The organism is Parvibaculum indicum, assembly GCF_011762095.1.
Lineage (GTDB): Bacteria > Pseudomonadota > Alphaproteobacteria > Parvibaculales > Parvibaculaceae > Parvibaculum > Parvibaculum indicum.
The window spans coordinates 1-24,084 of sequence record NZ_JAASQO010000013.1; the positions used below are offsets into that span (position 1 = coordinate 1).

At 65.2% G+C, this 24,084-nt stretch carries 18 protein-coding genes and 2 pseudogenes; 5 read left to right on the plus strand and 15 right to left on the minus strand.

The features are described 5' to 3' along the window. Positions 1-90: 90 nt before the first annotated feature. From FHS78_RS15275 to FHS78_RS15330, 12 genes and pseudogenes are all read right to left on the minus strand, one after another. A pseudogene (locus FHS78_RS15275) lies at positions 91-807 on the minus strand (ArdC family protein); the annotation flags it as partial. Between the two features lie 338 nt (positions 808-1,145). Further along, on the minus strand, positions 1,146-1,733 hold the full coding sequence (locus FHS78_RS15280) for a hypothetical protein (protein WP_167095252.1): 588 nt from the start codon (positions 1,731-1,733) through the stop codon (positions 1,146-1,148). 386 nt (positions 1,734-2,119) lie between these two features. After that, positions 2,120-2,530 carry a hypothetical protein gene (locus tag FHS78_RS15285; RefSeq protein WP_167095253.1) on the minus strand — a complete coding sequence of 137 codons (411 nt, stop codon included), beginning with the start codon at positions 2,528-2,530 and terminating at the stop codon, positions 2,120-2,122. Further along, positions 2,527-3,417, minus strand: coding sequence for a DUF7007 domain-containing protein (locus FHS78_RS15290; protein ID WP_167095254.1), 891 nt, complete (start codon positions 3,415-3,417; stop codon positions 2,527-2,529). The genes FHS78_RS15285 and FHS78_RS15290 overlap by 4 nt, the downstream gene beginning before the upstream one ends. Then, positions 3,414-3,890: a hypothetical protein gene (locus FHS78_RS15295; protein WP_167095255.1), complete on the minus strand. Its 477-nt coding sequence runs from the start codon at positions 3,888-3,890 to the stop codon at positions 3,414-3,416. The genes FHS78_RS15290 and FHS78_RS15295 overlap by 4 nt, the downstream gene beginning before the upstream one ends. An 88-nt stretch (positions 3,891-3,978) precedes the next feature. Further along, complete coding sequence (locus tag FHS78_RS15300; protein ID WP_167095256.1) at positions 3,979-5,652, minus strand: ParB/RepB/Spo0J family partition protein; 1,674 nt, start codon at positions 5,650-5,652, stop codon at positions 3,979-3,981. A 249-nt stretch (positions 5,653-5,901) separates the two neighbouring features. Next, entirely contained in the window at positions 5,902-11,004 is a 5,103-nt protein-coding gene (locus FHS78_RS15305; protein ID WP_167095257.1) for a DEAD/DEAH box helicase family protein, read from the minus strand. 170 nt (positions 11,005-11,174) lie between these two features. Next, complete coding sequence (locus tag FHS78_RS15310; protein WP_167095258.1) at positions 11,175-11,780, minus strand: DUF1419 domain-containing protein; 606 nt, start codon at positions 11,778-11,780, stop codon at positions 11,175-11,177. 59 nt (positions 11,781-11,839) lie between these two features. Beyond that, positions 11,840-12,721 carry a hypothetical protein gene (locus tag FHS78_RS15315; protein WP_246220537.1) on the minus strand — a complete coding sequence of 294 codons (882 nt, stop codon included), beginning with the start codon at positions 12,719-12,721 and terminating at the stop codon, positions 11,840-11,842. A 60-nt stretch (positions 12,722-12,781) separates the two neighbouring features. After that, positions 12,782-13,171: a hypothetical protein gene (locus FHS78_RS15320; protein WP_167095259.1), complete on the minus strand. Its 390-nt coding sequence runs from the start codon at positions 13,169-13,171 to the stop codon at positions 12,782-12,784. Positions 13,172-13,349: 178 nt separating this feature from the next. Further along, on the minus strand, positions 13,350-14,255 hold the full coding sequence (locus FHS78_RS15325) for a DUF3991 and toprim domain-containing protein (protein WP_167095260.1): 906 nt from the start codon (positions 14,253-14,255) through the stop codon (positions 13,350-13,352). A gap of 216 nt (positions 14,256-14,471) precedes the next feature. Continuing rightward, positions 14,472-14,648, minus strand: coding sequence for a hypothetical protein (locus FHS78_RS15330; protein WP_167095261.1), 177 nt, complete (start codon positions 14,646-14,648; stop codon positions 14,472-14,474). 430 nt (positions 14,649-15,078) lie between these two features. Between FHS78_RS15330 and FHS78_RS15335 the strand changes: the two are divergent. From FHS78_RS15335 to FHS78_RS15355, 5 genes and pseudogenes are all read left to right on the plus strand, one after another. After that, positions 15,079-15,404: pseudogene (locus tag FHS78_RS15335) on the plus strand (DUF736 domain-containing protein). Positions 15,405-15,572: 168 nt separating this feature from the next. After that, on the plus strand, positions 15,573-16,163 hold the full coding sequence (locus FHS78_RS15340) for an SOS response-associated peptidase family protein (protein ID WP_167095327.1): 591 nt from the start codon (positions 15,573-15,575) through the stop codon (positions 16,161-16,163). 43 nt (positions 16,164-16,206) lie between these two features. After that, on the plus strand, positions 16,207-17,079 hold the full coding sequence (locus FHS78_RS15345) for a hypothetical protein (protein WP_167095262.1): 873 nt from the start codon (positions 16,207-16,209) through the stop codon (positions 17,077-17,079). Between the two features lie 295 nt (positions 17,080-17,374). Beyond that, positions 17,375-18,154, plus strand: a complete 780-nt coding sequence (locus tag FHS78_RS15350; protein ID WP_167095263.1) for a hypothetical protein — start codon at positions 17,375-17,377, stop codon at positions 18,152-18,154. A 228-nt stretch (positions 18,155-18,382) separates the two neighbouring features. After that, positions 18,383-20,488 (plus strand): ATP-dependent helicase, encoded by a 2,106-nt coding sequence (locus FHS78_RS15355; protein ID WP_167095264.1) that lies wholly within the window; start codon positions 18,383-18,385, stop codon positions 20,486-20,488. A gap of 12 nt (positions 20,489-20,500) precedes the next feature. On the opposite strand, the gene FHS78_RS15360 is transcribed toward FHS78_RS15355, so the two are convergent. The 3 genes from FHS78_RS15360 to FHS78_RS15370 are packed head-to-tail and all read right to left on the minus strand — an operon-like array spanning position 20,501 to position 23,975. Next, positions 20,501-22,378: an AAA family ATPase gene (locus FHS78_RS15360; protein ID WP_167095265.1), complete on the minus strand. Its 1,878-nt coding sequence runs from the start codon at positions 22,376-22,378 to the stop codon at positions 20,501-20,503. Continuing rightward, positions 22,375-22,884: an ABC-three component system middle component 2 gene (locus FHS78_RS15365; protein ID WP_167095266.1), complete on the minus strand. Its 510-nt coding sequence runs from the start codon at positions 22,882-22,884 to the stop codon at positions 22,375-22,377. The genes FHS78_RS15360 and FHS78_RS15365 overlap by 4 nt, the downstream gene beginning before the upstream one ends. Beyond that, on the minus strand, positions 22,872-23,975 hold the full coding sequence (locus tag FHS78_RS15370) for an ABC-three component system protein (protein WP_167095267.1): 1,104 nt from the start codon (positions 23,973-23,975) through the stop codon (positions 22,872-22,874). Before FHS78_RS15370 ends, FHS78_RS15365 begins: the two co-directional genes overlap by 13 nt. Positions 23,976-24,084 lie beyond the last annotated feature (109 nt).

Sequence of the window (24,084 nt, forward strand, 5' to 3'; positions counted from 1 at the left end):
CGCTGCGGCCGGCCCGGATAACGCCTCCGTCAGTCCTGTTGCATCGACGTCAAGCAGGACACTGACAATCGGTGCAGACTGTCAAGATAACGCGATCAGCTCCTCGCGGGCGCGTTCGCTGCGATCGCTGTGATAGCGCGAGAGATCGCGGTTCAGCCGGTGCTCCGCGCCGGCCCAATGCACGGTCTCGTGCGCGAGCGTGGCGTAATAGCTCTCCGGGTCGCGGAACGACTCGAAGGGCGGTATCTGGATGAGATCGAGCGACGGCGCGAAGAACGCCTTGTCGCCGCCATGCCGGATGGCGGCGCCGGTGTTGGCAAAGAATGCGTCGGCATGGGCGATGCGCTGCGCCGGCGCGGCGGGCGCCGCCGGCCGGCCGTAGAAGTGCTCCGGCAAGCCGTCCATCTGGTCGACGCAGAAGACCGAATAGGCGCGCAGGAACGGAATCGCGCGCTCGACTTCGTCGCCATGCTCGTCGGTTTCGGTTCTGGTGAACCGATTGGCATAGACGACGGTCGTAGCCGTCTCGCCCTTGCGGACATTGCCGCCGAGTTCGAGGGCCTGCTTGAACGTCATCCAGATCGGCGAGGCAAAGCCGCGCGCCACGGCCTCCGACCAGAGCAGCACGACATTGATGCCCTGATAAGGCAGGCCGTTGTGGCGCATCGGCCGCGTAATGCGTCCGGCGCCGTTCGCGGCGCTCCACGGCTGAACCCACGGGCGAACGCCGCGCTCCAGGTCGGCGACGATGCGATCTGTGATCCGCGCATAGATGGCAGCGCGGGACTTTGTTTCCTTACCAGTCATGATCCGAACCTCCGTTGGAGGCCGCGCCCATCGCGGCCCGTCACGGCGGTCCGCCGCGGAGGCCCGCACGGCCGCGCATCCGGTTGAGGTTCATGAGCGAGATGACTGGCGACGCGCCGGACCGGAACGTCAGTGGAGGACGGCCACGCCGTTGCGCTGCCGCGCAGGCCGGAGCATGGACCGAAAGCCGAGACGGGTCGCGATGGGCAACCGCATCTCTCCTTGTCCTGCCTTCTTTCCGCGGCCGCGCTGCGCGACATGAAAAAGGCCGGTCCCGAAGGACCGGCCAGAATTGGTCGGAGAGGAAGAAAGGCGGGGCCGAAGCCCCGCCGGCCGCATCACTCGAATGCCGCCATCTGGACCTCGGCCGCCTTGCGGCTGACGGTCTCGCCGGGATGCTCGGGCTGACGCTCGAACGGCTTCCAGCTCTCGCCGACGACGTGCTCGTAAGCGGCGATCGCGCCTTCGGCCGCCATGCGCAGGGCGTGCGCCTGCAGGCCGACCTCGGCGGCGAACTCCCGCTTGCGCTGGGCCGCGGAGTCGAAGCCGACGGGTCCGTCGAGGTCCTCGTCGCGGGCGTCGTTGGCCAGTCGCGCCGTCGCCTCGCGGGCGTCGGTCACGGCCCGGCTGTAGAACTGCCCGGCGCCGTGGGCGGAGCCGACATAGGAGCCGACGATGCGCTGCAGGTGGATCTGCATGGCGCGTTCGCTGAGGCCCTCGCCGAGCGCGTCCGCAGTCTCGGTGATGAGCCGCTGATGCAGATCGCGGATGCCGTCGCTGTCGAGGATGGTGAGACCGAAGCTCTCCGCGATGCGGGTGGCTTGCGCGGCGTCGGGGCAGACGAGCCGGATCATTTCGACCGTGGTGCCGCGGCGAAGCTGGACAACGCGGGCGCTGGTGCGGGGTGCGCGAGCGGTCTTGGTCATGGGAGTGTCCTTTCCTGGTTGCACCGTCGGGGTCGATCCGGCCCCTGCCGGACCCCCTTCGGGTGCGGTCGCCCGGCGCCGCCGGCACGAGGGCCGCTTCAAGACCCGGGGGGCCGCCAGGCGAGCGAGGTCCGGTTGGGACAAGCGGGGCTAAAGCCCTGCGCAGGCCGCGGCCGGGCCTTGCTGAGATCGGCGGGCTCCGGCCGCTTCCGGCTTGGTCTTGAAGCGGACCGCCGGGGGCGCAGACCGCAGCAAACCCGAGGGGAGGGCCGACAGGGTGCGGGCCGGTTTGGCGATGCCGGAAAGGACGGACCTGGGCACACCGATCACCACGCTCACGCCACGCTCCGCCGTCCGCATGCGCATGGCGGCGACGCGCGATGCGGCTAGATCAGACCGCCGCGCTGCTCTCCCGGCCGACAAGCGCACCTGCCATCCTCGACAGCGGCGGCGTCTGCCGGCTGTGCCGGCCTTGACCCGCATGGCCCGGCGCCGCAGCGTTCGCGCAACGCCTCGATCGCCGCATCCTGCCGGGCGAGCTTACGCGACAGGGCGTCGATCTCGGGCTGACGCTCGGCCGTGATGGCCGCGAGGTTCGAGCGGTAGCGCTTGAGGAACGCGCTCGGATCGGCGGGCTTGCCGTGGCGATATGCGACACGCTTGCGACCGAGCTGTGGAATCAGCGCCGTCATGCGACGGATGATCTGCCGGTCGATCATGTCGAGCTGGCGCTGCGTCTGGCGGCGCGCCTCCTCCATGCGCGAAAGCTGCGCGATACGTTGCGGAGAGGGTGTCATCGCGCCCTCCCCTGCCAGCCGATGAAGCTCGACGGGCCCGAATAGACCGGATGACGCGCCTCATCGACGACGAAGCCGAAGCGTCCGACCTCGTACTCGCCGGACGGCACGAGGAAGCGCCGTTCCTCAGTGCCCGCGCCGCGGCGGCCGCCGGGCGTGGCGACGACTTCGACAAAGCCCGGCTGCTGATCCGATGTGATCGCCGATACGACGATCCAGTCGCCCGCGTGCCGCTGCTCGAAGGCGCGGCGATCCCTTTCAAGAGACTCGCCGGGCTGAAGGATCGTGCCGAAGATCGCTTCCCAGGCGTCCGGCCAGCTATCCTTGATCGTGCGCTCGGCGCAGCGCCGCTCATAGCTGGTGAAGAGATGCGGGAAGGTGAGCGCGACGATCGCCCAGCCTGCATCTTCCTCGTACCAGCCGCCGCGCGACCGCAGCATGGAATGGACCTTGCGATTACGCTCGGCCGAGAGGTGGAAACCGCCGTGCCCAGCCGTCGAATGACAGACCACGCCCTCGGCATAGACGGTCACGCCCTGCGACCGGCTCCACGGCGTGTTCGCCGTGGAGCCGATCTCGCGGCGGCCGAGCGCGCGCTTCTCGCGCTGATGCTCCGCATTTTCCGCGACCTTGCCGCGGAAGGCCGCCTCGTCGGCGAGCTCGCCGGCATGAGCGTAGAAGTCGGAGCGCTCCCATTCGGCCATCGGCCGGCCGATGCGCCAGCCCGTGGCGAGATAGTGCCGGCCGTCGCGCGCCGGCAGCATCGCGAAGGCCGTGTCGGCGACATGGGCGACGAGGATTCCGTCTGCCGTGCGGCCGAACGCGATCGGCGGAAATGCGGTCGCGGAATCCGCGATCATCGTGGTGGAGGGTGCGGTCGTGCTCATGCAGCCGTCCTCCCCTCCACGACGGCGGCCGCGACCTCGTCGGCCGAAATCTCGCGCAGCACGGCGTTCGGATTGCCGTGCCGCGTCAGCCACTCCTGCGCGTCGGCGCGATGGACGGCGAGATAGACCAGCTCGCCGTCGTCGCCCGGCCGGTCGAGCACCTGGACCGAACCGACCTTCGGTCGCTCGGTCACGACGAACGTCAGGCTGCTGTCGACCGAAAACGTGCGGTGGACGCGAAGCACCACGACGCCGGCGCTGCCATAGTCGCCGGCATGCAAGGTGATGCTCGCGCCGATGACGGTATTGCCGACGCGGCGCTCGGCCTGCTTGCGGATGAGGCGGCCGCCGCTGTTGTTGTTCTCCCAGGCGCTGAGCTTCCTGCGATGGCGTTCCGGCGGGCGCGGCGCGCCGTCGGAGAAACGGATGATCGAGCCGAGCGGCGCGAGGTCGTAGATCAATTGTGCTGACATGATGTCCTCCTGTGCGGATGGTGGAAAAGAAGCCGCCGCCGGCATGGACCGGCGGCGGGTTGTCGTTCGGGAGAGGAGAAGGCCGGCGCTATTCCGCGGCTTCGCGGAAGGCCTCGTCGTCAGCGGCTTCGCCGCCATTCTCGCTGTCGTCGAGCGGCTCGTCGGACTCGTCGTCTTCGGCGACGGCGTTCGACGCGATCCAGCTCAGGAGCGCGGTCTTGTCCGGCGCGAACAACGCGGCCGGATGGACGAAGCGGCCCTCCTTGAAGTGCTCGACGAGGGCGGCCCGCGTGTCCTTCACCTTCTGGCGCGGCAGGACCGGCGTATCCTTGCACGAGCCCTCCAGCGCGTTGCGCGAGAGGCACGACAGGAAGTCGTCGCTGCCCATATTCGGCAGGAAGTTGTCGGCGCCGACGACATCGCCGGCAACGCGCGCGACGATGCCGCTGTCGGTACGGTTCTCCCGGCACGACAGCACCTCGGCGAGGATCGACCGTGCCGCGACGCGGAGCGCGTCGTTGTCGAGCACGAGTTGACCTTCCTGATCGAACAGGTTCACCGCATGGCGGGCGATCCGGCGATTGCCGTAATAAGTCCCGGCGCTGGCGGACGCGACGGAGACGTTCTGACCCGCGAAGGCGAGGATCAGCAGCGCCATCAGCGCATCGTCCTCGATCGGCGCGCGGGCGAGCGCCTCATGCAGCGCGTCGGTGCGGAAGTCGCCGATCATCTCGACGCCCTTGCGCGTCACGTCGGGACGCGGCTTAGAGATCGCGCCGGTCTCATCTGCCGCATCAATGGCGGCGGACGCGCCCTTGCCCTTCGGCTTCTTCGCCGCGGGCATGCGGTAATGCACCGTCTGCACGCGGCCGTCGCGGTCGAGATACATGGCCGTGCAATCGCTCTTCGACGGCTTGCCATAGACGCGCTCGGCCTTCGGCGGCAGCTTCACCTCGCCATAGTTCGTCGCTTCGGCGATGATGCCCTTCCTCGGCAGGTTCGCCGCCATCCACTCCTGCTGCGCGCCGAGGAAGGCCTCGACGTCCGTGGTGTAGCGGCTGTCCTCATCGGCCGGCGCGAACAGGTCCTCGACCCACTGGATGCCGTAGGCCTGGGCGAGGTCGTCGCCGAAGCTCGCATGACGTGCGTACATGCGGGCCTTGGTCAGCGCCTGCGCGACGCTCCACCACGACACCTGCGGATCGGCCTTCGACGGCTTGTGCTTCTTCCAGACCTCCTTCTGCTCGTCGGGCGAGGCCGCCGCGATCGTGCGGAGCTGACGCTCGTCGGGCATGTCGCCCTTGGCCATATGATCGAGCATCGCCGGCAGCACATTTGCGAGCAGGCGGAGCTTCCTGACCTGCCGCACCGGCAGCGTCAGGGCGACGCCGATCGCCTCTTCCGTCCAGCCGAGGGCGACAAGGCGTTCGATGGCGCGCCACTGATCGACCGGGTTCAGCGGCTCGCGCGCGATGTTCTCGACAAAGGAGCGCATGGCGCCGTTGTCGTTCGCCGCATCGTCGACGAGCACGTCGATTTCCTCGAGGCCCGCGGCGATGGCGAGGCGCACGCGGCGCCGGCCGGCGTTGATGAGGAAGCCGTTGCCGCCATCGGCCTGCTGCGACACGACGGGCGGCTGCACGATGCCGACGGCCTTGATGGACGCCAGCAACAGCGCGTCGGCCTGCGGCGTCGACTTGGTCTGGCGCGAATGGTCGGGATTCTCGACGAGCGCGCGCGGATCGACTTTCAAGAGATACATGGGATGCTCCTTTTCGGGGTTGGCGGACCGCGCCTCGCGGCCCTTCCTCGTCTTCTTTCCGAAGACACCCCCCGGCCCGCGGAGCGGTCGGGCCGGCACAACTGCGGCCGAGCAGCCCCTGCCCGGCCGGACGAGCGGGGCCAACAGCCCTGCGAAGGACGACGGGCCGGGCTCGCGCAGGCGGCGGTTGAACTCAAGCGTTGCCGGCCTGGCCGATCTGCGAGCGGGCCTTTCTCATCATCCTTTTCTTCACGCCGCGGCGGCCTGCTCGCCGCCACCCTCGACATCGCTCGCCAGGGCTTCCTCCACCTCCGCCAATTGCCGACGCTTTTCCGCCAGTTCGCCGTCGAAGGAAGAATCGCCGTCATCGCGCGCCTGATAGGAGGCGAGCCTGCGGCGGGCATCGGCCAGGCGCTGGCGGTAGCGCTCGCGCTCGCCTTCGAAATCGTCGATCGCGTGCTCGAGACGCGAGATCGCGCCGAGCGGCGTGACTGTGACGGGCAGCTCGATCTCGTATTCCGATCCGGTGCGGAGCAGCATGGTGCTGTAACGATAGCCGTCACGGCCGAAGCGCTCGCCGGAATATTCGAGATCGAAGCCGCCGATCGACGCGATGATGCTCTCACCCTCCTGCTGAAGCTGGACGAGGGTCAGGATTTCCTTCATCAGCGCACGGCCGGCATCCTTGCGCTCGACATGGCGCGTGCCGGCGATCGTCGCCGCGAAGGCCTCGCCGCTCGTCGGTGTGAGGCGCTCAATATCCTCGCCGATCTCGGCGATGCGCCGGGTGCAGAACTCGATGTCGCGCTCGGCATCGCGGAGCTGGCGGCGCACCGCATGCTGATCGTCGATATGGGCGGCGCGCAGCCGTTCGAGCCGCGCGATGTCGGCCTCGAGCCCGGCCTTGAGCATCAGACGCTGGTCGCCCGATGCGATCGCCTTCGCCATCGCGAACTGGTTGGCCTGGCCTTCGCCGAGATCCTCCAGGCGCCGGATCGAGATGTCGCCGGACAGCGCGGCCGCGATGAAGCGGGCCTTGCGCTCATTGTTCTGCCACATCGTGGCGTCGAGCGAGCCTTCGGTCGCATAGGCGAAGATGTCGATGACGTCATGCTGATTGCCCTGACGCTCGATCCGGCCTTCGCGCTGAGCGATCTGCGACGGGAGCCACGGGACGTCCAGATGATGCAGCGCCTTCAGGCGGAGCTGCGCGTTGACGCCGGTGCCCATCGTATCGGAGGAGCCGATCAGGAAGCGAACCTTGCCGGCGCGCACGTGGCCGAACAGGCGCTGCTTCGCCTCCGACTTCTTGTAGTCCTGCATGAAGGCGATCTCAGACGCCGGCACGCCCATGCGGATCAGCTCGTCCCTGATCCAGCGATAGGCCGAGAAGCCGCGGCTCTTCTCCACGGAAATGGTCCCGAGATCGGAGAAGATCATCTGCGCGGCGCCGGGCAGCTCATAGGGCTTGCCGTCGGTACGCACATAGGCGTTGTCCGCGGTTTCCCGCCAGATGCGCAGCGCGTTGCCGATCATCAGGTTCAGCTTGTTGTCCGCCTCGTTGTCGTTGTCCGCATCGACAAGGCGGAGGTCGATCGCGGCATGGCGGCCGTCGGTGATGACGGAGAGCAGGATGTCGTCGCCGGGCTCCGGCGGCCGGTCGCGCATCTCGATCGCCTTGATGCGCGCATCGAGCTGGATCTGGTAACGCTTGAACGCCGGCGTCGGCTTCGCCGTCATGATCTGGCGCTTGCCGGTCGAGATCGCCGGAATCTTCACGTATCGGCGCAGGTCGTCCGCCGTCACCACGTCGGCGAAGGACCGGAACATGGCGATCAGCTCGGGGACGTTGACGAAGGTCGCGAAGCGTGTGACCGGCTTGTATCGGCCGGACGGCTGAAGCTCGAGCTCGGTCGAGACATCGCCGAAGGTCGAGGCCCAGGCGTCGAACTCGTGCAAGCCGCGCTCGAGGAGAGCGGCGTAGCCGAGATAGCGCTGCACCGAATACATCTCACCGAGCGTGTTGGTGATCGGCGTTCCGGACGCCAAGATGAGCGCGCGGCCGGGATTTTTCGTCTCGATGAAGCGGGACTTCACATAGAGGTCCCAGGCGCGCTGCGAGCCGTTCGGATCGACGCCTTTCAGCGTCGACATATTCGTCGCGAAGGAGAGCTTGCGGAACTCCTGCGCCTCGTCGACGATGATCTGGTCGACGCCGATCTCCGAGATGGTGAGGAGATCGTCCTTGCGGGTGGCGAGCGACTCCAAGCGCTCCTTCAATCCCTCCTTCAAGCGCTCGAGGCGCTTGCGCGAGACGCGGTCGTCGCTCTCGACCTTGGTCAGCAGCGTTTCATAGAGCTCCAGCTCGTCCTGGATCATCTGCTGCTCGAAAGCCGACGGCACGCCGATGAAGCGGAAGGCCGAGTGCGTGATGATGATCGCGTCCCAGGTCGCCGTGGCCGCCCGCGACAAGAATCTGGCGCGCTTGTCCTTGCTGAAATTGGTCTCGTCGGCGACGAGGATGCGGGCGTTCGGATAGAGCGCCAGAAATTCGCGCGCGGCCTGCGCCAGGCAATGGCCGGGCACGACGAGCATCGCCTTGGCGATGAGGCCGAGCCGGCGCTGCTCCATGATGGCGGCCGCCATCGTCATGGTCTTGCCGGCGCCGACGGCATGGGCGAGATAGGTCGCGCCCGCGGCGATGATGCGCCAGATGCCGCGCTTCTGGTGATCGTAGAGCACGAAGGCGCCGGACGCGCCCGGCAGCTTCAGATGCGAGCCGTCAAAGACGCGCGGCACGATGTTGTTGAAGCGGTCGTTGTAGGCGCGCGCCAGCCGATCCGTGCGATCCGGATCGGTCCAGATCCAGGTCTGGAACGCGGTCTTGATCTTTTGCAGCTTCTCCTTCGCCGCCTCGGTGTCGACGACGTTGAGGACGCGGCGCTCGCTGTCGCCGTCTTTGATCGTGTCGAAGATCTGCGGCACGGACGAATTGAGCGCGTCGGAGAGAAGCTGGCCGGCGTGCCGCCGCTCGGTGCCCCATTCCGACGTGCCGGCGGCGATCCAGCCGAGCTGGCGGGCCTCGACCGTCCACGACGCCAGTTCCGGCATGTGGTGGATCTTGATGTCCGCGCCCATCGTCTCCTTGACGAAGGCGACGATGTCGTCCGCCGGAATCCACGGCGCCCCGAGCCGCGCGGTGATGTCGGAAGGCCTGAGATCGGCGGGCTGCACATCGCGCAGCGCCGCGACATTGCGCTCATAGGCGGGATCGAGCGCCGCCGCGGCCTCGGCCGTCACGAGCTTCGACCTGACGGCGCCGGAGAGATAGGCGTCGGCGCTCTGCCACGAGCCGTCCGACGGATCGCGGAAGATGGCGCTGCCGAGCTCGGCGATCACGTCCTCGACATCGCGATGCAGCAGCTCCGCGATGTGGTCGGGATCGACATGGCCGCGCTCGTTGAGCACGACGGCCAGCGCGTCGACCGCGCTGGTGATGACGGGCGGCGCCGGCGGCGCGATCACGCGCTCGGTGAAGATCGGCCCCGGCCGCGCGGTGTCGGATTCGAGGTCGTAATCCTCGATCGACGCTACGAGCCAGCAATCGGGATCGTCGAGGAAGGGCTGGAGATTGGGACGGCGATGCGTCTCGCGGACCTCGCCGGTCTCCTCATCCTCGCTCGTGGAGACGACGGTCGTGTTGATCGGGCCGAAGCTGCGCACGAAATTCGACCAGGCGATCCGCAGCCTGACCTGCGCGTCCTTCCACGGCCGGTCGAGCTCCTGGCATTTCAGGACCTCGCGCACGGCTTCGCGGATCGGGATGAGCTTGCTGATGATGCGGACGTGCTTTTCCGGAATCCCGTCGGCGCTGCGGCCCTTGCGGACGGTGACGGCGACGGGACTGCCGTCGAGGACCTGCATCAGGCCGTGACGGGTATCGAGGAGGTAGCTTCCCTCCCGCGCCGTGAGGCTTCCGGCGCCGGACGCCTGCGCAGAGGGCGCCTCGCCCTCCGCATCGAAGTCGATCGGCTCCGGCTCGCCGTCATAGAGGTCATCCGGAAGAGAAGTGATCGCAGCGGCGAGCGCGGATTCGAGATCCGCGCCGGCATTTGGCAGGCAAGTGTAGGTCTCGCCGAAGGGGCCGGAGGTCAGCGCGTGCGCACCGAGCACCATGTCGGGATGGCGGGCGAACCAGCGATTGACGCGGATGGCGCCGTCGTCCGCGGTCGCGGCGCGCACCTCCTCGAGATCGAGCCAGGATAAGTCGCCTTCCGCTTCGCCATGCTTGCGCCGGCGGAAGAACAGCACGTCGACAACGACGTCGGTGCCGGCGTCGGCGCGAAAGCTGCCCTCGGGCAGGCGGATCGCGCCGATGAGATCGGCGTGCTTCGCGATCTCCTCGCGCGCGCCGCTGTCGGCCTTGTCCATCGTGCCGTGCGAAGTGACGAAGGCCGCGAGCGCGCCCGGCTTCAACAGCCGGATCGCCTTGACGATGAAATAGTCGTGGAGGCGCAGGCCGAGGGAGCGCAGCGCGCGATCCGAGCTCACGGTGCGATCGGAGAACGGCGGGTTGCCAACGACAAGATCGAACCGCGCCGGCAGCTCCGTGCGCGCGAAGTCGCCGGCAACGATGCGAGCACGCGGCTGCAGGAGCCGGGCGATGCGTGCGGTGACGGGATCGAGCTCGACGCCGGTGACGTGGGTGACGTCGCACAGCGCCTCCGGCATGAGCGCCGGAAACAGGCCGGTGCCGATGCCGGGCTCGAGCGCCCGGCCGCCGCGCCAGCCGAGCCGCTGCACGCCCGCCCAGATGGCGCGGACGATGAACTCCGGCGTGAAATGGGCATACTGCGTGCAACGCGCCAGCGAGGCGTAGTCGGCATCGTCGACGGCATCCTGCAGCTCGGCGCCGATCTCGTCCCAGCCTTTCGCAAAGGCCGTCTCGCCCGGGTGGCGGAAGACGCCATTGGCGAGCTCGGAGGCGCCGAAGCCGGTGAAGCGGATCAGCCGCTCCTGCTCATCGCGCGTGGCGGGCCGTTCATCGGCCTCGATCTCAGTCGCGAGCCGCACCGCCGCGATGCTGTCGCGGGCGCGCTGTTTCCAGCCCCTCGCCAGGCCGCGGTCGCCGGCGAGATGAAAATTGGCGCCCCGCTTGCGTGAATCGGATCGAGCGGGCCGCGCCGATGCGGCCGCCGGCGCCGCGGGGGACGGCGTCGACGGCGGCGGATCGTCGTCGGGATCGTCATCGCCGGTGATGTCGGCGGCGAAGGCGGTGGCGCCGAGGCCGAGGCCCGACGAAAGCGCGGTGTTTCCGAAGAGGTCGAGGGTGAAAGGGTCGTCCTGCGCCATTGGGAAAGTCCTTCTGCTGGGCGCGCGCGACCGCGCCGCCGCCGCGGAGGGCGGCGGACGGGGCGGCGTTGCGGGATTGACGGGAGGAGCCGGCGCGACCGGCCGGCTGCGGAAATGCGAAGCCGGGCGCGCGGCCGGGCTGTTCGCAGGTCGAGAGTGACGGCGCGGGGCTAAGCCGCGATCGTCTCGGGCAGATGCCGGAGCTGAATCGGCAGCTTCGCCGCGATCTCGGCGTCGCTGAGCTCGTCGAGCAGCTTCAGCACGGTGCCGTGCCGGCCGGCACAGACGAGCACGGTGCGGCGGCCGCGCATGGCGACGGGCCAGCGTTCGCCGGCATAGCCGCGATAGTCGTCATGCGTGCTCGACCAGATATGCTCGAGCCGTTCCTCGCGCGTCATGGCGCGGACCGGCCGCGACTCGCGCTCGATGATCGCGGCCTTCATCCGGTCGGGCGACGCGCGGTCGGAGAGATCGCAATAGCCGTGAAACCAGCGCTGGCGGCCGTCGATGACGAGCGCGAAGAAGATGCTGGTCACGCTGTCCGTCATGAACTCGCGCATCGCGAACATATCGGCGCGCATGAACAGCGGCGGCAGGATCTCGAGCATGTAGTCATGCTCGGCCTCGGCGATCTCGAACCACTCTCCGGCGAAGAGATGGTCGGCGTCGCCTGCGCCATAGGCGGGATCGGCGCGATGGCGGTTGAACATGCGGTACATCTCATGGCGCGTGGCGACGCCCTGGAAGACCTTGCGGATTGTCGGGACGGCGTGCATGGCGGCTCCTTTCAGCCTTGCGGGCCGAAGCGCGAGCGATCGCCTGATCCCTCATCATTTCAGCCCTTCATCACGCCTTCCCGCGGGCCGCCTCTCCGGTCCGGCGGGTCAAGGGCCGCGGCACGCGGGCGAAGCCTCCCTTGACGCGCCGGCCGGGCATGCGGCATCGCGCCTTCATTCCTCTTCTTTCCTCCCTTCCTTTTCCTCCTCCGCGAGACGCCGCTCGGCATTGCCGATCGCGCCGAGCGCGGCCTTGAACAGCGCCGAGCCTCGTTCTCCGCGAGATCCGTGGCGGCCACGACGGCGAGGCTCGCGGCATGGATGTCGTCGTCGCTCACCGCATCCGGCGACAGGCGCGTCAGCGCGCTGTCATAAACGATGACCTCGCCGATCATCGTGCGCACCTCGGCTTCGTCGAAACGCAGGAGCACATGGCTGCGCGGCGCGGCCGCCGCGGCGGCTTCATCGCGGAACTGCGCGATCATCTCGTCGGTCGCGCAGGATCGGATCGCGTCGGCGGTGATGAGGGTGGCCATGCCGCCGAATCCGTCCGGACGCATCCGCGAGCAGGTGAAGGCCGACGTCACGACGATTTCCCAGAGCGTTGACGATCGCCGCACGATGTCCTGAAAGATCGTCGCCCATGACGTCATGGATAGGTCGAACTCGATATGCGTGTCGGCATCGGCGCTCTCCGCCAGGCGCTCCGCGGCGATGGAGTCGAGTGCGCTGTCGATGCCGGCCGAGTCCCGATGCGCGGCGCGCAGCTCGGCGGCGTCGACCTCGATGCACTCGGCCGGGCTTTCCTCGGCGAAGAAGTAGAGCCCGTCGTCATCAGCCTCGGCGCTGAAGATGTTCGAGAGCACGAGGCGCTCGAGCGGCGTCATGGCGATGTTCGGAATCGTCGTCTGCACGACGGTCGGCACGTAGTAGCTGGCCATGTCGGCCTCCTGAAAATGACAAAGCCCGGCATTGCGGGGATGGTGGATGCCGGCGCCGGATCAGTCCGGATCGCGGGCGCCGGCGAGGATGGCCTCGGCCTTGGCGATCGCGGACACGGCGCGGGCCTGCCAATAGGCGCGATCCGACGCCTCGGCGCCGCTCAGCACCTTCACCAGGCCAAGCAGCACCTCGAAGTGATCGGCATTGCGCTGCACGGTCTCGCGATAGTGCGAAGGGACCGGCACGGACGGGCCGCTATAGGCGCTGTCACGGCCTTCCCAGACGCCGGTGACATAGGTCTCGCCGGCGGTCTCGTAGTCCTGCTTCTCGTTGTCCCAGTCGTCGTCCTCGACGGCGAGCCGGCAGGCCTCGGCGAGGCTGTCCGCCTCGTAGTTGCGCTGCCGATAGACCGGCAGGCGATAGGTGGTTTCGATCGTGAAGATGGGCATAGGAGTCGTCCTTCCCTTCGGGTGTTGAAGGCACCCTCGGGGCGGCCGCCTCTCCGGTCCGGCGGGTCAAGGGCCGCGGCACGCGGGCGAAGCCTCCCTTGACGCGCCGGCCGGGCATGCGGCAGCGAGCACTCTTTCCCTCTCCATCCTTCTTCGGACTTCTCCCCAGCCCGAGCCGTCAGCGCGGCGGGCGCAAGGCCGCCTGCAGGTCCTCGTTCCAGTCGTCGCGCGACGGCCGCAGCCGGTCGTAGCCGCAGCCGGCTTCCCCGGCGATGGCGCGGATGCGATCGCCGAACACGTCACCCTGCAGGTTGCTATCGGTCGCGGCGACGAGCAGCACGCCCGGCCGGGCGGCGAGCGCGCGGATCGCCGCTTCCGTCGCCGGCGACCAGCCGCCGCCGGTGCTGACATAGAGCGAGCCGTGGCGCAGGCCCTCGATGGCGGCGAGGCTGGTGGCGTCGATCGCCGCCTCGGTGATGCAGACGCGCTTCGGATCGGCGGCGCCGATCCGGAACAGCACCTTCGACCCGTCCGTCGCGAAGCCGCGCCATTCCGGGCCGCGCTCCTCCCAGCCGGCGACGGCGCCCGACTCGTCGGTATGCGCCGCCCACATGCTGCCGCGCGGTCCCTCGCGCAGGACGTCCTGATCGACGGCCTCCTGAATGAGGTGATCGGGAATGGCGCGCGTCTCGGCAAGATAGCGCCAGGCCGGCGAGCCGGGGCGCGGTTTCAGGCGCTCGGCCCAGCGGCGGGCCAGCGGCGCGGTCGGCTTCTTCCGGACCGGACGTTTCCAGGCCGGCTCGGTCGGCGTGAAGCCGACGAGATCGGCGACCTGCTTCAGCGCGTCAGGAAAGCCGTCCGCGCCGAGATGCTCGGCAAGCGAGAAGATGTCGCCCTTGGCCTCCGACATCGGGTCGAACCAGCCGCGGCCGTCATGGATGACGATGACGATCTCGCCGTCGCCGCGGCGGTACTTCACCGCTTTGCGGGTGCTCTCCTTCAGATCGACCTTGAATCCGGCCTTCTCCAGAATGGCCGCGCAGGGCACCTTCCTGCGCAGCTCGTCGATGTCCTTCTTATCCATGACCCTATGCCGAACCCGCCATGCCGGCGATGTCCAGCCCTTTCCTCGGTTGGCTTCGCTTTTCCCGCCATGCGCGGGACCACGCCGACCGGCCGCGAAGCCTGCCGGGGGCAAGGGCGCGATGACAAGCCGTCGGAATTGCCGGGGCATCGCCGCGGCGCAGCCTCCCTTGCGCCCGGCAAGGCGCAAGCGGCAGCAGGGGCGCTGACGCCCGGCTCAATGAGCCGGACGCCACGGATCGTATTCGTGGACGATGCTGTCCTCGTCGCCGTCATATTCGCTGGCGACCATGACGCCGAAGGCGTCGTCGGACTGGAAGAGAACGACCGGCACCATCAGGGTGCGGGCGAGATCCCAGGCGTGGTTCTGGGCGAGATCGAGATTGTGCGACATGCGAGGCTCCTGTCTTCGGGAGCGGGACCGTCCCGCTCGACAGGCGTCCGAAGTGTCCGTGAGCGGCCGCGATCACCTCGAAGGCGCAGCCGGAGACGGTCGCACGCTTGCGTAGCGAACCCCTCGTGGGTTGATCGTGGAAGGCCGGTCCCGGATCAAGGGAAAGCCCATTTGAGAGCGGGCATGTCCCCTCGCCGGATGACACCTCAGCCACGCACAGGCGAGCGCCTCGCCTGCCACGGCCCGGCCCCACCCGGCCGACCACCTCTTCCGGCCGACCAGCTCCGAGACCATCGACAGCGGGGTGGCGTCATGACCATCCCGGACCCGGCATATCCGCCGGGGTGCGATCCGCGCGCTTCGACCTCATGCAGGTCGACGCTCGGCGCAAAGGACCGGCGATGCTTTCGCCTTAGAGAGGAGGACGCCCATGCCCGCAATCGGCTACGTCAACAAACTCGACGATGGCTCCTATCGCGGCACGCTGTGGACGCTCTCGATCTCGGCGGCGCTGAAGATTATGCCGAACAAAGAGAAGAAGCCGGACAGCGATCAACCGGATTTTCGGGTCTATGCCAACGGCGCGGAAATCGGCGACGCGTGGATTCGCCAGGGCAAGGAGACCGGCGCCGATTATGTTTCGTCTCGATCTCGGCGCCCGAGTTCGGTCCGCGCAAGCTGTTCGCCAATCTCGGCCGCGCGGCGGGGTCGGAGAGCGACGACGAGTTCGCGGTGATCTGGAACCCGACCGAATAGCACATACCCCGCGATCGTCTCCCGCTCCTTGCCCGCATAGCCGCGTCAGCGACGAAAGCCCGAAGGGTGAAGACCCGCGCAAGAGGGGCTTCAGCACAAGCCGCCGGCGCGGTCCCGCAGGGAGACGCCATCTCGTCTGAACGGCGATGAGCCCCTACATTGGGGCCCATGTGCAACAATTACGAGCAGCATGTCCGCTGGCAGGAATACTGCAAGATGATGCAGAACCTGGAGCTGGGCATCCCGACGCAGCAGACTGAGCTCGATCTCCCGGAAGCCGACGACATCAAGATCAACGATCGCGGCCCGGTGATGCGCATTGCCGACAATCATGTCGAGCTCGCCTCGATGAATTTCAGCTTCCCGCCGTCAGGCCGCGGCGGTCCCGTATTCAATTTCCGGTCGGAGGGACGGCGCTTCGACAACAGCAACCGCTGCATCATCCCGAGCAGCGCCTTCTTCGAGTTCGTCGGCAAGAAATATCCGAAAGCGAAATATCGCTTCGCGCTGAAGGGCTCGCCGATCACGGCGATCGCCGGCCTCTGGCGCGAAGGCCAGGGCAACCATCCGCCGAGTTTCACCATGCTTACGACGTCGCCCGGCGAGGACATCGCGCCCTATCACAATCGGCAGGTCGTAATCCTGGCACCGAGCGATTGGAGTGCTTGGCTCTATCTGACGAAACCTGAAAGCGAGTTGCTGAGGCCGCTACCGAAGGGTTCCCTCGGTGTCGAGTTGGTACGGAGCGGATCGGATTAAGCGCAGAAACATAGGCCTTTGTTACAAAGTCGAATGCAATGTGATGGCAGTGAAGTTCACGGGGTGCGGGATGGGAGATGCGAAGCGAAAGAAGATGCTGGGTGCTTCAGTTGTGCGGCGAAACGAACTGTCGCGCCGTTTCGAGCAGCTCGGCATCGACATATCGACTCCTGGTTTCTACGACGATCCCGGATTCTTGACGGAGGAGCGCCGGGATCGGCGTTTTCTTGAGGCCTATGCCGAGTGGGTCATACATCGCGAGCGGTTGCCCGAATACGACGCGCATGTCCGAGACGTCCTGGGGAAGCTCGCTCCAATCATCTCGGCGCGAATGGATCGCCATCAGTGGTTCGGCTCCTGCATCGCCGTAACCGGGATGCTGACGAGGATGCTGGATCGTCTGGGGGTCTGGAATACCGTGATGCGAGGCTCCGTTGCGATAAAGACGGTCGACGGAGCGTCTCGGCATTTCGCAATCGTCGACGAGGACGAGGGTCGGGGCTTTGAGACGGGACACTACTGGTTGATCGCTCCGCCTTTCGATATCGTTGATCTGACGCTCTATCATCAGCGTTGGCGCGCAGGAGATGAAGCGTTCCAGGCGCTCGCACCGAAGGTCGTGCTTGCAGAGCGAACGGAGGTCGTCAAAGCCCGCGCTGACGATGTTATTGCACCCGCGCTGCTTCGATCGGGAACGGACGCGGAAATGCACCGGGCGTTGTCCGACCAGAAGCGCTTTGGCGCGATTTTCCCGGCTCGCAAGGTTGGCCTGGGTGGGCTGGAGCTGCGATATGTCGCTTCGGGATCGACGGCCCCCGACGTCCCCCTCGAGCGCGTGAATCTCGAAGCGAGAGCCGGCGTCCCCGCGATTCAGATTTGGAATGAGGATGTCGCCCCAGCTTTTGGGATTCGCTAGCGGCGGCGGCGCTGTCAGAAATATTCCTCGACCTTCACGTTGATCTCAATTCGGCCAACAACTTCGCCGCCAACGCGCGTCGATGCTAGTGTCCTGCAAAGATACAAATCTGGGGGTAAACGTGGGGGAAGGGCAATCGAACATTTCGCACTTCTTCGAGACGATGAAAGTCCGCTTCGAGAAATGCTTAGATCCAACACTTTCATGCACCGAAAAGGCGATCAACGCCCATTCCGTGCAGAACGCGACGTCTCTCGGCCTTATTGCCGAAGACAATCACGTCTAAGAGCTCCGCATGCGCGTCAAAAATGGCTCGCCGGAATGCCTTTTCGAGAAAGTCGGGCGCAATCAGGCGTCCACATTTCCAGGCTTTTGCAGCCGGCACGACACGGAGATTTTCAAGCCCCTCGACACAAAGCCGCTGTCGCTTGACGATGCGGAGCAACTGTTTCTGATCGCCTATCGGTCTCTCACACGAGAGCTGCACACCGTAATGGAAGCAGCGATGCGTCTGCAGACCACGCTCGAACGTCAGATAGCGGAAGGCCTCGTACCAAAGGACAAGCCATCGCCGGCTATGACGGAAGCTACGGCGCACATGATTAAGGCCTGGGGCGTGTGGAAGCATCGCTTGGAGTTTTACGACCGGCCATTCGCGAAAAGCCGATTTGGAGACGTGCTCCATTCGACGTTTGTGATTGAGGGCCGCAAGCCCGTGCTGGCGTCGTCCTCATTCTTCTCAGTTGACGACAAGGCGTGGGGCAAACGGTTCGCAGCGGTGACTCTCAATGTCATTCCGACATCAACGACGGAAGCCGCCGTGATCGTGAGCTATCCGAAGGAGCAGTCCGGAAAGGCCCGCCGCTACGTCGCGCCGATTTTCCTGAAGAGCGGGGACGCGCGCCTGTCCGCGCTCTCGCACATGCTGGTGGATCGGGCCGAGAACTTCTTCGTATCTCCGCAGCATGTCGAGGGCTGGACTGCCGAGAAACGCAAGGCGATCGAAGAGGCGTTCGTGGGGACGGTGATCCGGGGCGAACCGGCAACGTCGTCGTCGGATCTGATGCTTTTCTGACCCCGCGGACGAGGTGTCAGGGAATCCGCTCCGACCGCCACTGGCCGTCTCTGCCGTGGACGAGGCGCCAGCTTCGCGACGTCACCTGTGTGCCCTTCGCCGTGCGATAGGCGGGAATGGCGAGATGGATCGCGTCGTCGAAAGCCCACCGCCCGCCTCGCAAATCTGGTCGACTTAAATGCCTGTTCATGATTTGTACTATAGCCTCGAGATTCGGGGCAAGTGGGAATGCTGCAGCAGGTCAGGACGGCAAGCCAAACAGACGCGGGGAGAGACGGCCCTCTGGCCGGGCTGAATCCGAAGCAACGGCGCGCCGTGGAACATGGCTGCGCTGACCTGAACGATGTCCCGCCTCTGCTCATCATCGCCGGCGCCGGCTCGGGCAAGACCAACACGCTGGCGCATCGCGTCGCGCATCTGGTCGTTTCAGGCGCCGACCCGCGCCGCATCATGCTGCTGACATTCTCGCGGCGCGCCGCGGTCGAGATGCAGCGCCGCGTCGAGCGGATCATGGCGAAGGCGCTCGGACCGAACGCCGGCGCGATGGCCGATGCGCTGGCCTGGTCGGGGACATTCCATGCGATGGGCGCCCGGCTCCTGCGTGAATACGCGGCGGACATCGGACTGGATGCGGCGTTCACGATCCACGACAGGGAAGATTCCGCCGACCTGATGAACCTCGCGCGGCACGATCTCGGCTTTTCCAAGATGGAGAAGCGCTTCCCGATGAAGGATACGTGTCTGGCGATCTATTCGCGCGCCGTGAATGCGGAAACGCCGCTCGGCGAAGTGCTCGGCGGCGTCTTCCCCTGGTGCGCCGAATGGGAGGCCGAACTGCAAAGGCTGTTCGGCGCCTATGTCGAGGCCAAGCAGAAACAGAACGTGCTCGATTACGACGATCTGCTGCTCTACTGGGCGCAGATGATGATGGCGCCGGCGCTCGCCGACGATCTCTCAGGCCGCTTCGATCACGTCCTGATCGACGAGTATCAGGACACGAACAGGCTTCAGGCCTCGATCCTGCTGAACTTCAAGCCGACCGGCCGCGGCCTCACCGTCGTCGGCGACGACGCTCAGTCGATCTATTCGTTCCGCGCGGCGACGGTGCGCAACATTCTCGATTTTCCCGGTCACTTCACGCCGAAGGCCGAGCTGATCACGCTCGAGCAGAATTATCGCTCGACGCAGCCGATCCTTGCCGCGGCAAATGCGGTGATTGATCTCGCCTCCGAGCGCTTCACCAAGAACCTCTGGTCTTATCGCGCATCATCCGATCTGCCCGCGCTCGTCAACGTCGCCGATGACAATGCCCAGGCCGGCTACATCGTCGAAAACATTCTCGCCAATCGCGAGGCCGGACAGCGCCTCAAATCGCAGGCGGTCCTGTTCCGGACGTCGAGCCACAGCGCGACGCTCGAAGTCGAGCTGACCCGTCGCAACATTCCATTCGTCAAATTCGGCGGCCTCAAGTTTATCGAGGCGGCGCACATCAAGGATGTGCTCGCCGTGCTGCGCTGGGCGCACAATCTGCGTGATCGCGTCGCCGGGTTTCGTGTGGCGCAGCTCCTGCCCGGCGTCGGCCCGGGCACGGCTGCTAAGCTTCTCGACGGCACCGCCGCTAGCGGCAGCGCGGCCACCGGCCTGCACGGCTTTCGCCCTCCGGTTGCTGCGGTCGCGCATTGGCAGAAGTTCGTCGAGACGATGAGCGCGCTACATCTCGGCGCAGCCGGATGGCCGTCCGAGCTCGATCTCGCCTGCCGCTGGTATCTGCCCTTCATGGAGCAACGCTACGAGGACGCCCTACAAAGGCAGGCCGACCTTACGCAGCTTGCGCAGATCGCAGCCAGTTATCCGACTCGCGAGCGTTTCCTGACCGAACTGACGCTCGACCCGCCCGATGCGACGAGCGACCAGGCCGGTCCGCCACTGCTCGATGAGGATTATCTGATCCTCTCGACCATTCATTCCGCCAAGGGCCAGGAATGGTCGTCAGTCTTCGTCCTCAACGTGGTCGATGGGTGCATTCCGTCCGACCTCGGCGTCGGCTCGACGCCGGAGATCGAGGAGGAACGCCGGCTTCTCTACGTCGCCATGACGCGGGCCAAGGATCAGCTTCATCTGATGGTCCCGCAGCGTTTCTTCACGCATGGCCAGCGCAGCTTCGGTGATCGCCACGTCTATGCGCAGCGCACGCGCTTCATCCCGAACGCCATCACGAAGCATTTCCAGAGCCGCCACTGGCCGCGTGCTCAAGCGGCCAGTGCTGCTGCACGGTCGACGCGGACGCCGATCGACATGAAGGCGCGCATGCGTAGCATGTGGGGAAACACCTAGAAGCGACGCTGCCTATGTCCGCTTCACCGCTGGCCGCGGAAACAGGCCGTATCTTCCGAGTTGCTCGTTCTTGGTAAAGAACGTGGTCTGAGACCTAGTGCGCACAGCGTTCGACGGCGTGTCGTTCTCCAAGATGATGACCTGCCGATCGTCATGCTTTGAGAGATACTCGTAGAAATGGTCGCGAACGTCAGTTTCCGACAGATCGTCCTCGTCGTGTTCAGGCTCGCGATACGCTAGCAGCGGGGTGTCCAGCACGACAAATCCAGGGTGCGGCAAGTCGTTGTCCCGCGTGAACTCAAGAAGCGCGACGTTGAACGCCGAGTGCGTGATGGCACGCATACCTTTGCCGCGACTGCCTCGAGGTTTCCCGGAGATCACAAAGTCTTTCGAAGATCGGTCAAAATGCACTCGCTCCGTCTCCGGAAAATTCCAGGCCTTGAGGAGCAAGCGCAATTGCTCCGAGAACAGATCCAACACTGACTCTGAAAGACCCGACGCTGGCTGTGCAGGCGCTGCTTGCGGCTCGGACACGTCTTCCTCGAGTTCGGCCTTTCGCTCCTCCAGGTCGGAGATCGACTGGAACAGCGAAAGCGCATTAGTCACAGACGTACGCTTCTCCGTGATCTCGGAATAAGTGGCCCGCTGACCTTGCAGGGTCGGGGTGATGCGCAATAGCTCCGCATCGGTAGCCGTAAGCTGTTGCTCCAGGCCCGGCTTCGATGCCTCAATTGACGCAATTTCGTCGTTGAGCTGCTGGACAGTCTCGGCGAGTTCTTTGGCAAGCAATTGAATTTTGGACGCTTCTGCGTCCGCCGCTGCAACGACGACCTCGATGTTGCCGTCGCAACTATCATCGTCTGGATTTTGGTGCTCAGCCAATGCGCCGCAAAGCGGACAGCGCCCCGGTGCTAATGCCCCTAACAGCGACCCCGCCTCCCTGAGGCCGGCGAGCCGGCGCAGGTCCGACTGGTAGCTTTGGGAAAGCAGATCGAAGCGCGCGAGCAACTCTTCAATTTCAGCGCGGCGAATATCTGCATCATCGATTGCGGCACGAAACGAGCGCCTCCGCGCCGCAATTTCTCTGAACTCGAATTCGAGCTGCTGTAGGCCGGTCTTCTCAATCTCAAGAGTATCCTCAAGTCTGCCGAGCTGGTCTTCCAACTCGGCCACGTCGTCTTCCTCACCGACGATGCTGGTCAGCTTATCCTTATAGCTTGAGATCAATTCGTTGATGATCTCGGTCTTTGCCGTCCTGCTCGTAACGCGTGTTCGATCCTCGTCAACAGCCTGCACGGCGCTGTCATCGACCCCCGTTACGAGAAGCTTGAATACAGACATTTCAGGTGTCCGCGTCAGGTAGTCACCGGATTCGATCGGGGAACCGCGCTTCTGGATGTCCCCTTCGGGCACTACACAAAGATGCACAAGATTCCGAAAGCTCAGCGAGTTGGTCTCGCCGCGCGCATTCTTCTGAATGCGTTTGCCGGAGAGCCCGAGAAGGCCAAGCAGAAACATCGAGACGTTGTTATTGCGCTGGGGATTATGCTTGCCGTTGAGAACGATCGGTGTTTGGTCCGCCGGGATCGATTTATGCAGCCCTTCAAAGAGCGAGTACTTGCCGCCCACCACCGCGCGCGCAAGCGTATAGGGCTTTCCTTCTGGTGACTCGAAGCCGAGCCATACCCGATCGTAGCCTACGCGCTCAGGTATATCGCGAAGGTCTTCTCCACCTCCGAGCATGAAGTCGATCGATTCCAGAATGAACGATTTGCCTGTCTCGGACGCGCCATAAATGACATTGAGACCGGCACCAAACTCGATCTCTGCTGTTGACTTATTCGGGCCGGTAAAAGCCAAGTGTCGCAAGGCAAGTGCTGCTGCTGTCAAGACGCACCTCCCGCCGAACTTTTCTCTACGACGTGGAACTGCTCAACCCATTTGTCGAAATTCTCGCGCATTAGGGTCCGGAAGTCATCGTCGCCCATATCGCCAAAAACTTCTGCCACCCATTGAGCGCGAAGCTGCAAGAGGTTCATATACTCGCTGGTTAGAGTGGAGAGGAAAACCTCCGCCATCTCACCCGCGCGATAGACGATGCCAGAGCTATCCACGACGCGCTCGACCAGCTCTCTGGACATCATCAGATGGAGGCCGCGCTCAACAAGTTCCCTCCTAACCAGAAGCTCCGCACTTCGAAGAGGCAGCTCCGGGTGCAGGCTCGCCGGGCCTCCCACGTCGGCGGTGTGTACGACGAGATAGTCGAATGCGACCATGCGCTGGAGGTCGAATGCCTTCGGAAACAGAGCCGCAAGCACTCCAACGGATCGGATGCCCGTCTCAAGCGGGCTATTGAAAGGCAGGCCCCTCCGCCTGATAGCGGTCACTTCTTCCATTTGAGGCGATCCACATTGGCGAGCTGGTGACAGATCCCGCGTCGATCGTGAATCTTCACAACGCTGATGAGGCCGTTCTCGGTCAGGGGCAACATGGTCGCAGCATGGGTAACGGCCGTCAGGCAGGCGAGGCCGTCCGCATGAACCGCTTCGGCAATGTCCACGATACCGGCATGCACCTCGTCTTGCAGCGATTCGAAGGTGCCCGGGGGCACTGTATCGCGAGCAAAGTTCCGCAGCGATTCGGCTTGGTAAAAGTTTTCGCGTTGCCGGTGATAGTGGCTTGTCAACTCGGGCCATGAGCTGAGGTCGTCGAGCTTTGTAAGCATCATCTTCTTGTTGTCGCCATAGGCTTCGAAGAGGTGATGCAAATAGCGACTCTCGTCATCTGCGGGAACGACGGGTGGCTTTCCTGGTACGGGCCGCGCTGCGAGCCCACCGCCAAACCTCGCGGAAAAGTAGGGGGTGTGTCTATGCTCGTCGATGACCTCGAGCGGATTCTTGTAGCTGAACGAGCTGTAGTCGTACTGCTCGCAATAGGTCAGGAAGGCGCCTTGGAGCTGGATGGTTTGGGTTGATGTTATTTTCCCTGCGCACCATTCACCCCATTTCTCGAATAGCTTCTCCTTGAGCGCGGTCGGCTTCAGAAGCAGCTTTTGCAGGCTGATACCGCACCCTTTCGGCGCCATGAAAAAGTATGCGCGTGGGGGTGAAAACTCCTTATTAAATGAGTGCCAGAGCATCTTCCCGATTTCTGGCAAGACGTCGCTTGGTGTCAGCGCGGAATCGTAGTGCTTGCATTGGAAGTTATCCCAGATGCCAAAAAAACCCGACGCATCCTCCAGCCCGGCAACATCGATACCCATATCCGTTGCGCCGGCGAGACGGACGACCTTAGCGTAACCAGTCTTCTTGCCGGTCGCCCATTCCTGTATGAACGTCTCCCATTCTTCCGGCGAGTAGATCAGAATCTGTTGCTGCGGCGGGATGACTTTTCCGTACTGGATTTTGGCGGAGTTGGCGGGCGGCTGTTCTGGGTCCGCCAGCTCATCCGCCGGCAACGTCTTTGAGATGTCAGCTTGGTCTTCCACACGCGCCTCCCCCAGCGGCTAGATTACACAGTACGGATATTGGAATAAAGTCGCTGCGCTTTGTTATCGCACGCTTGGCCGGCCTTGGCCGGAAGCGGACCGATTGTCC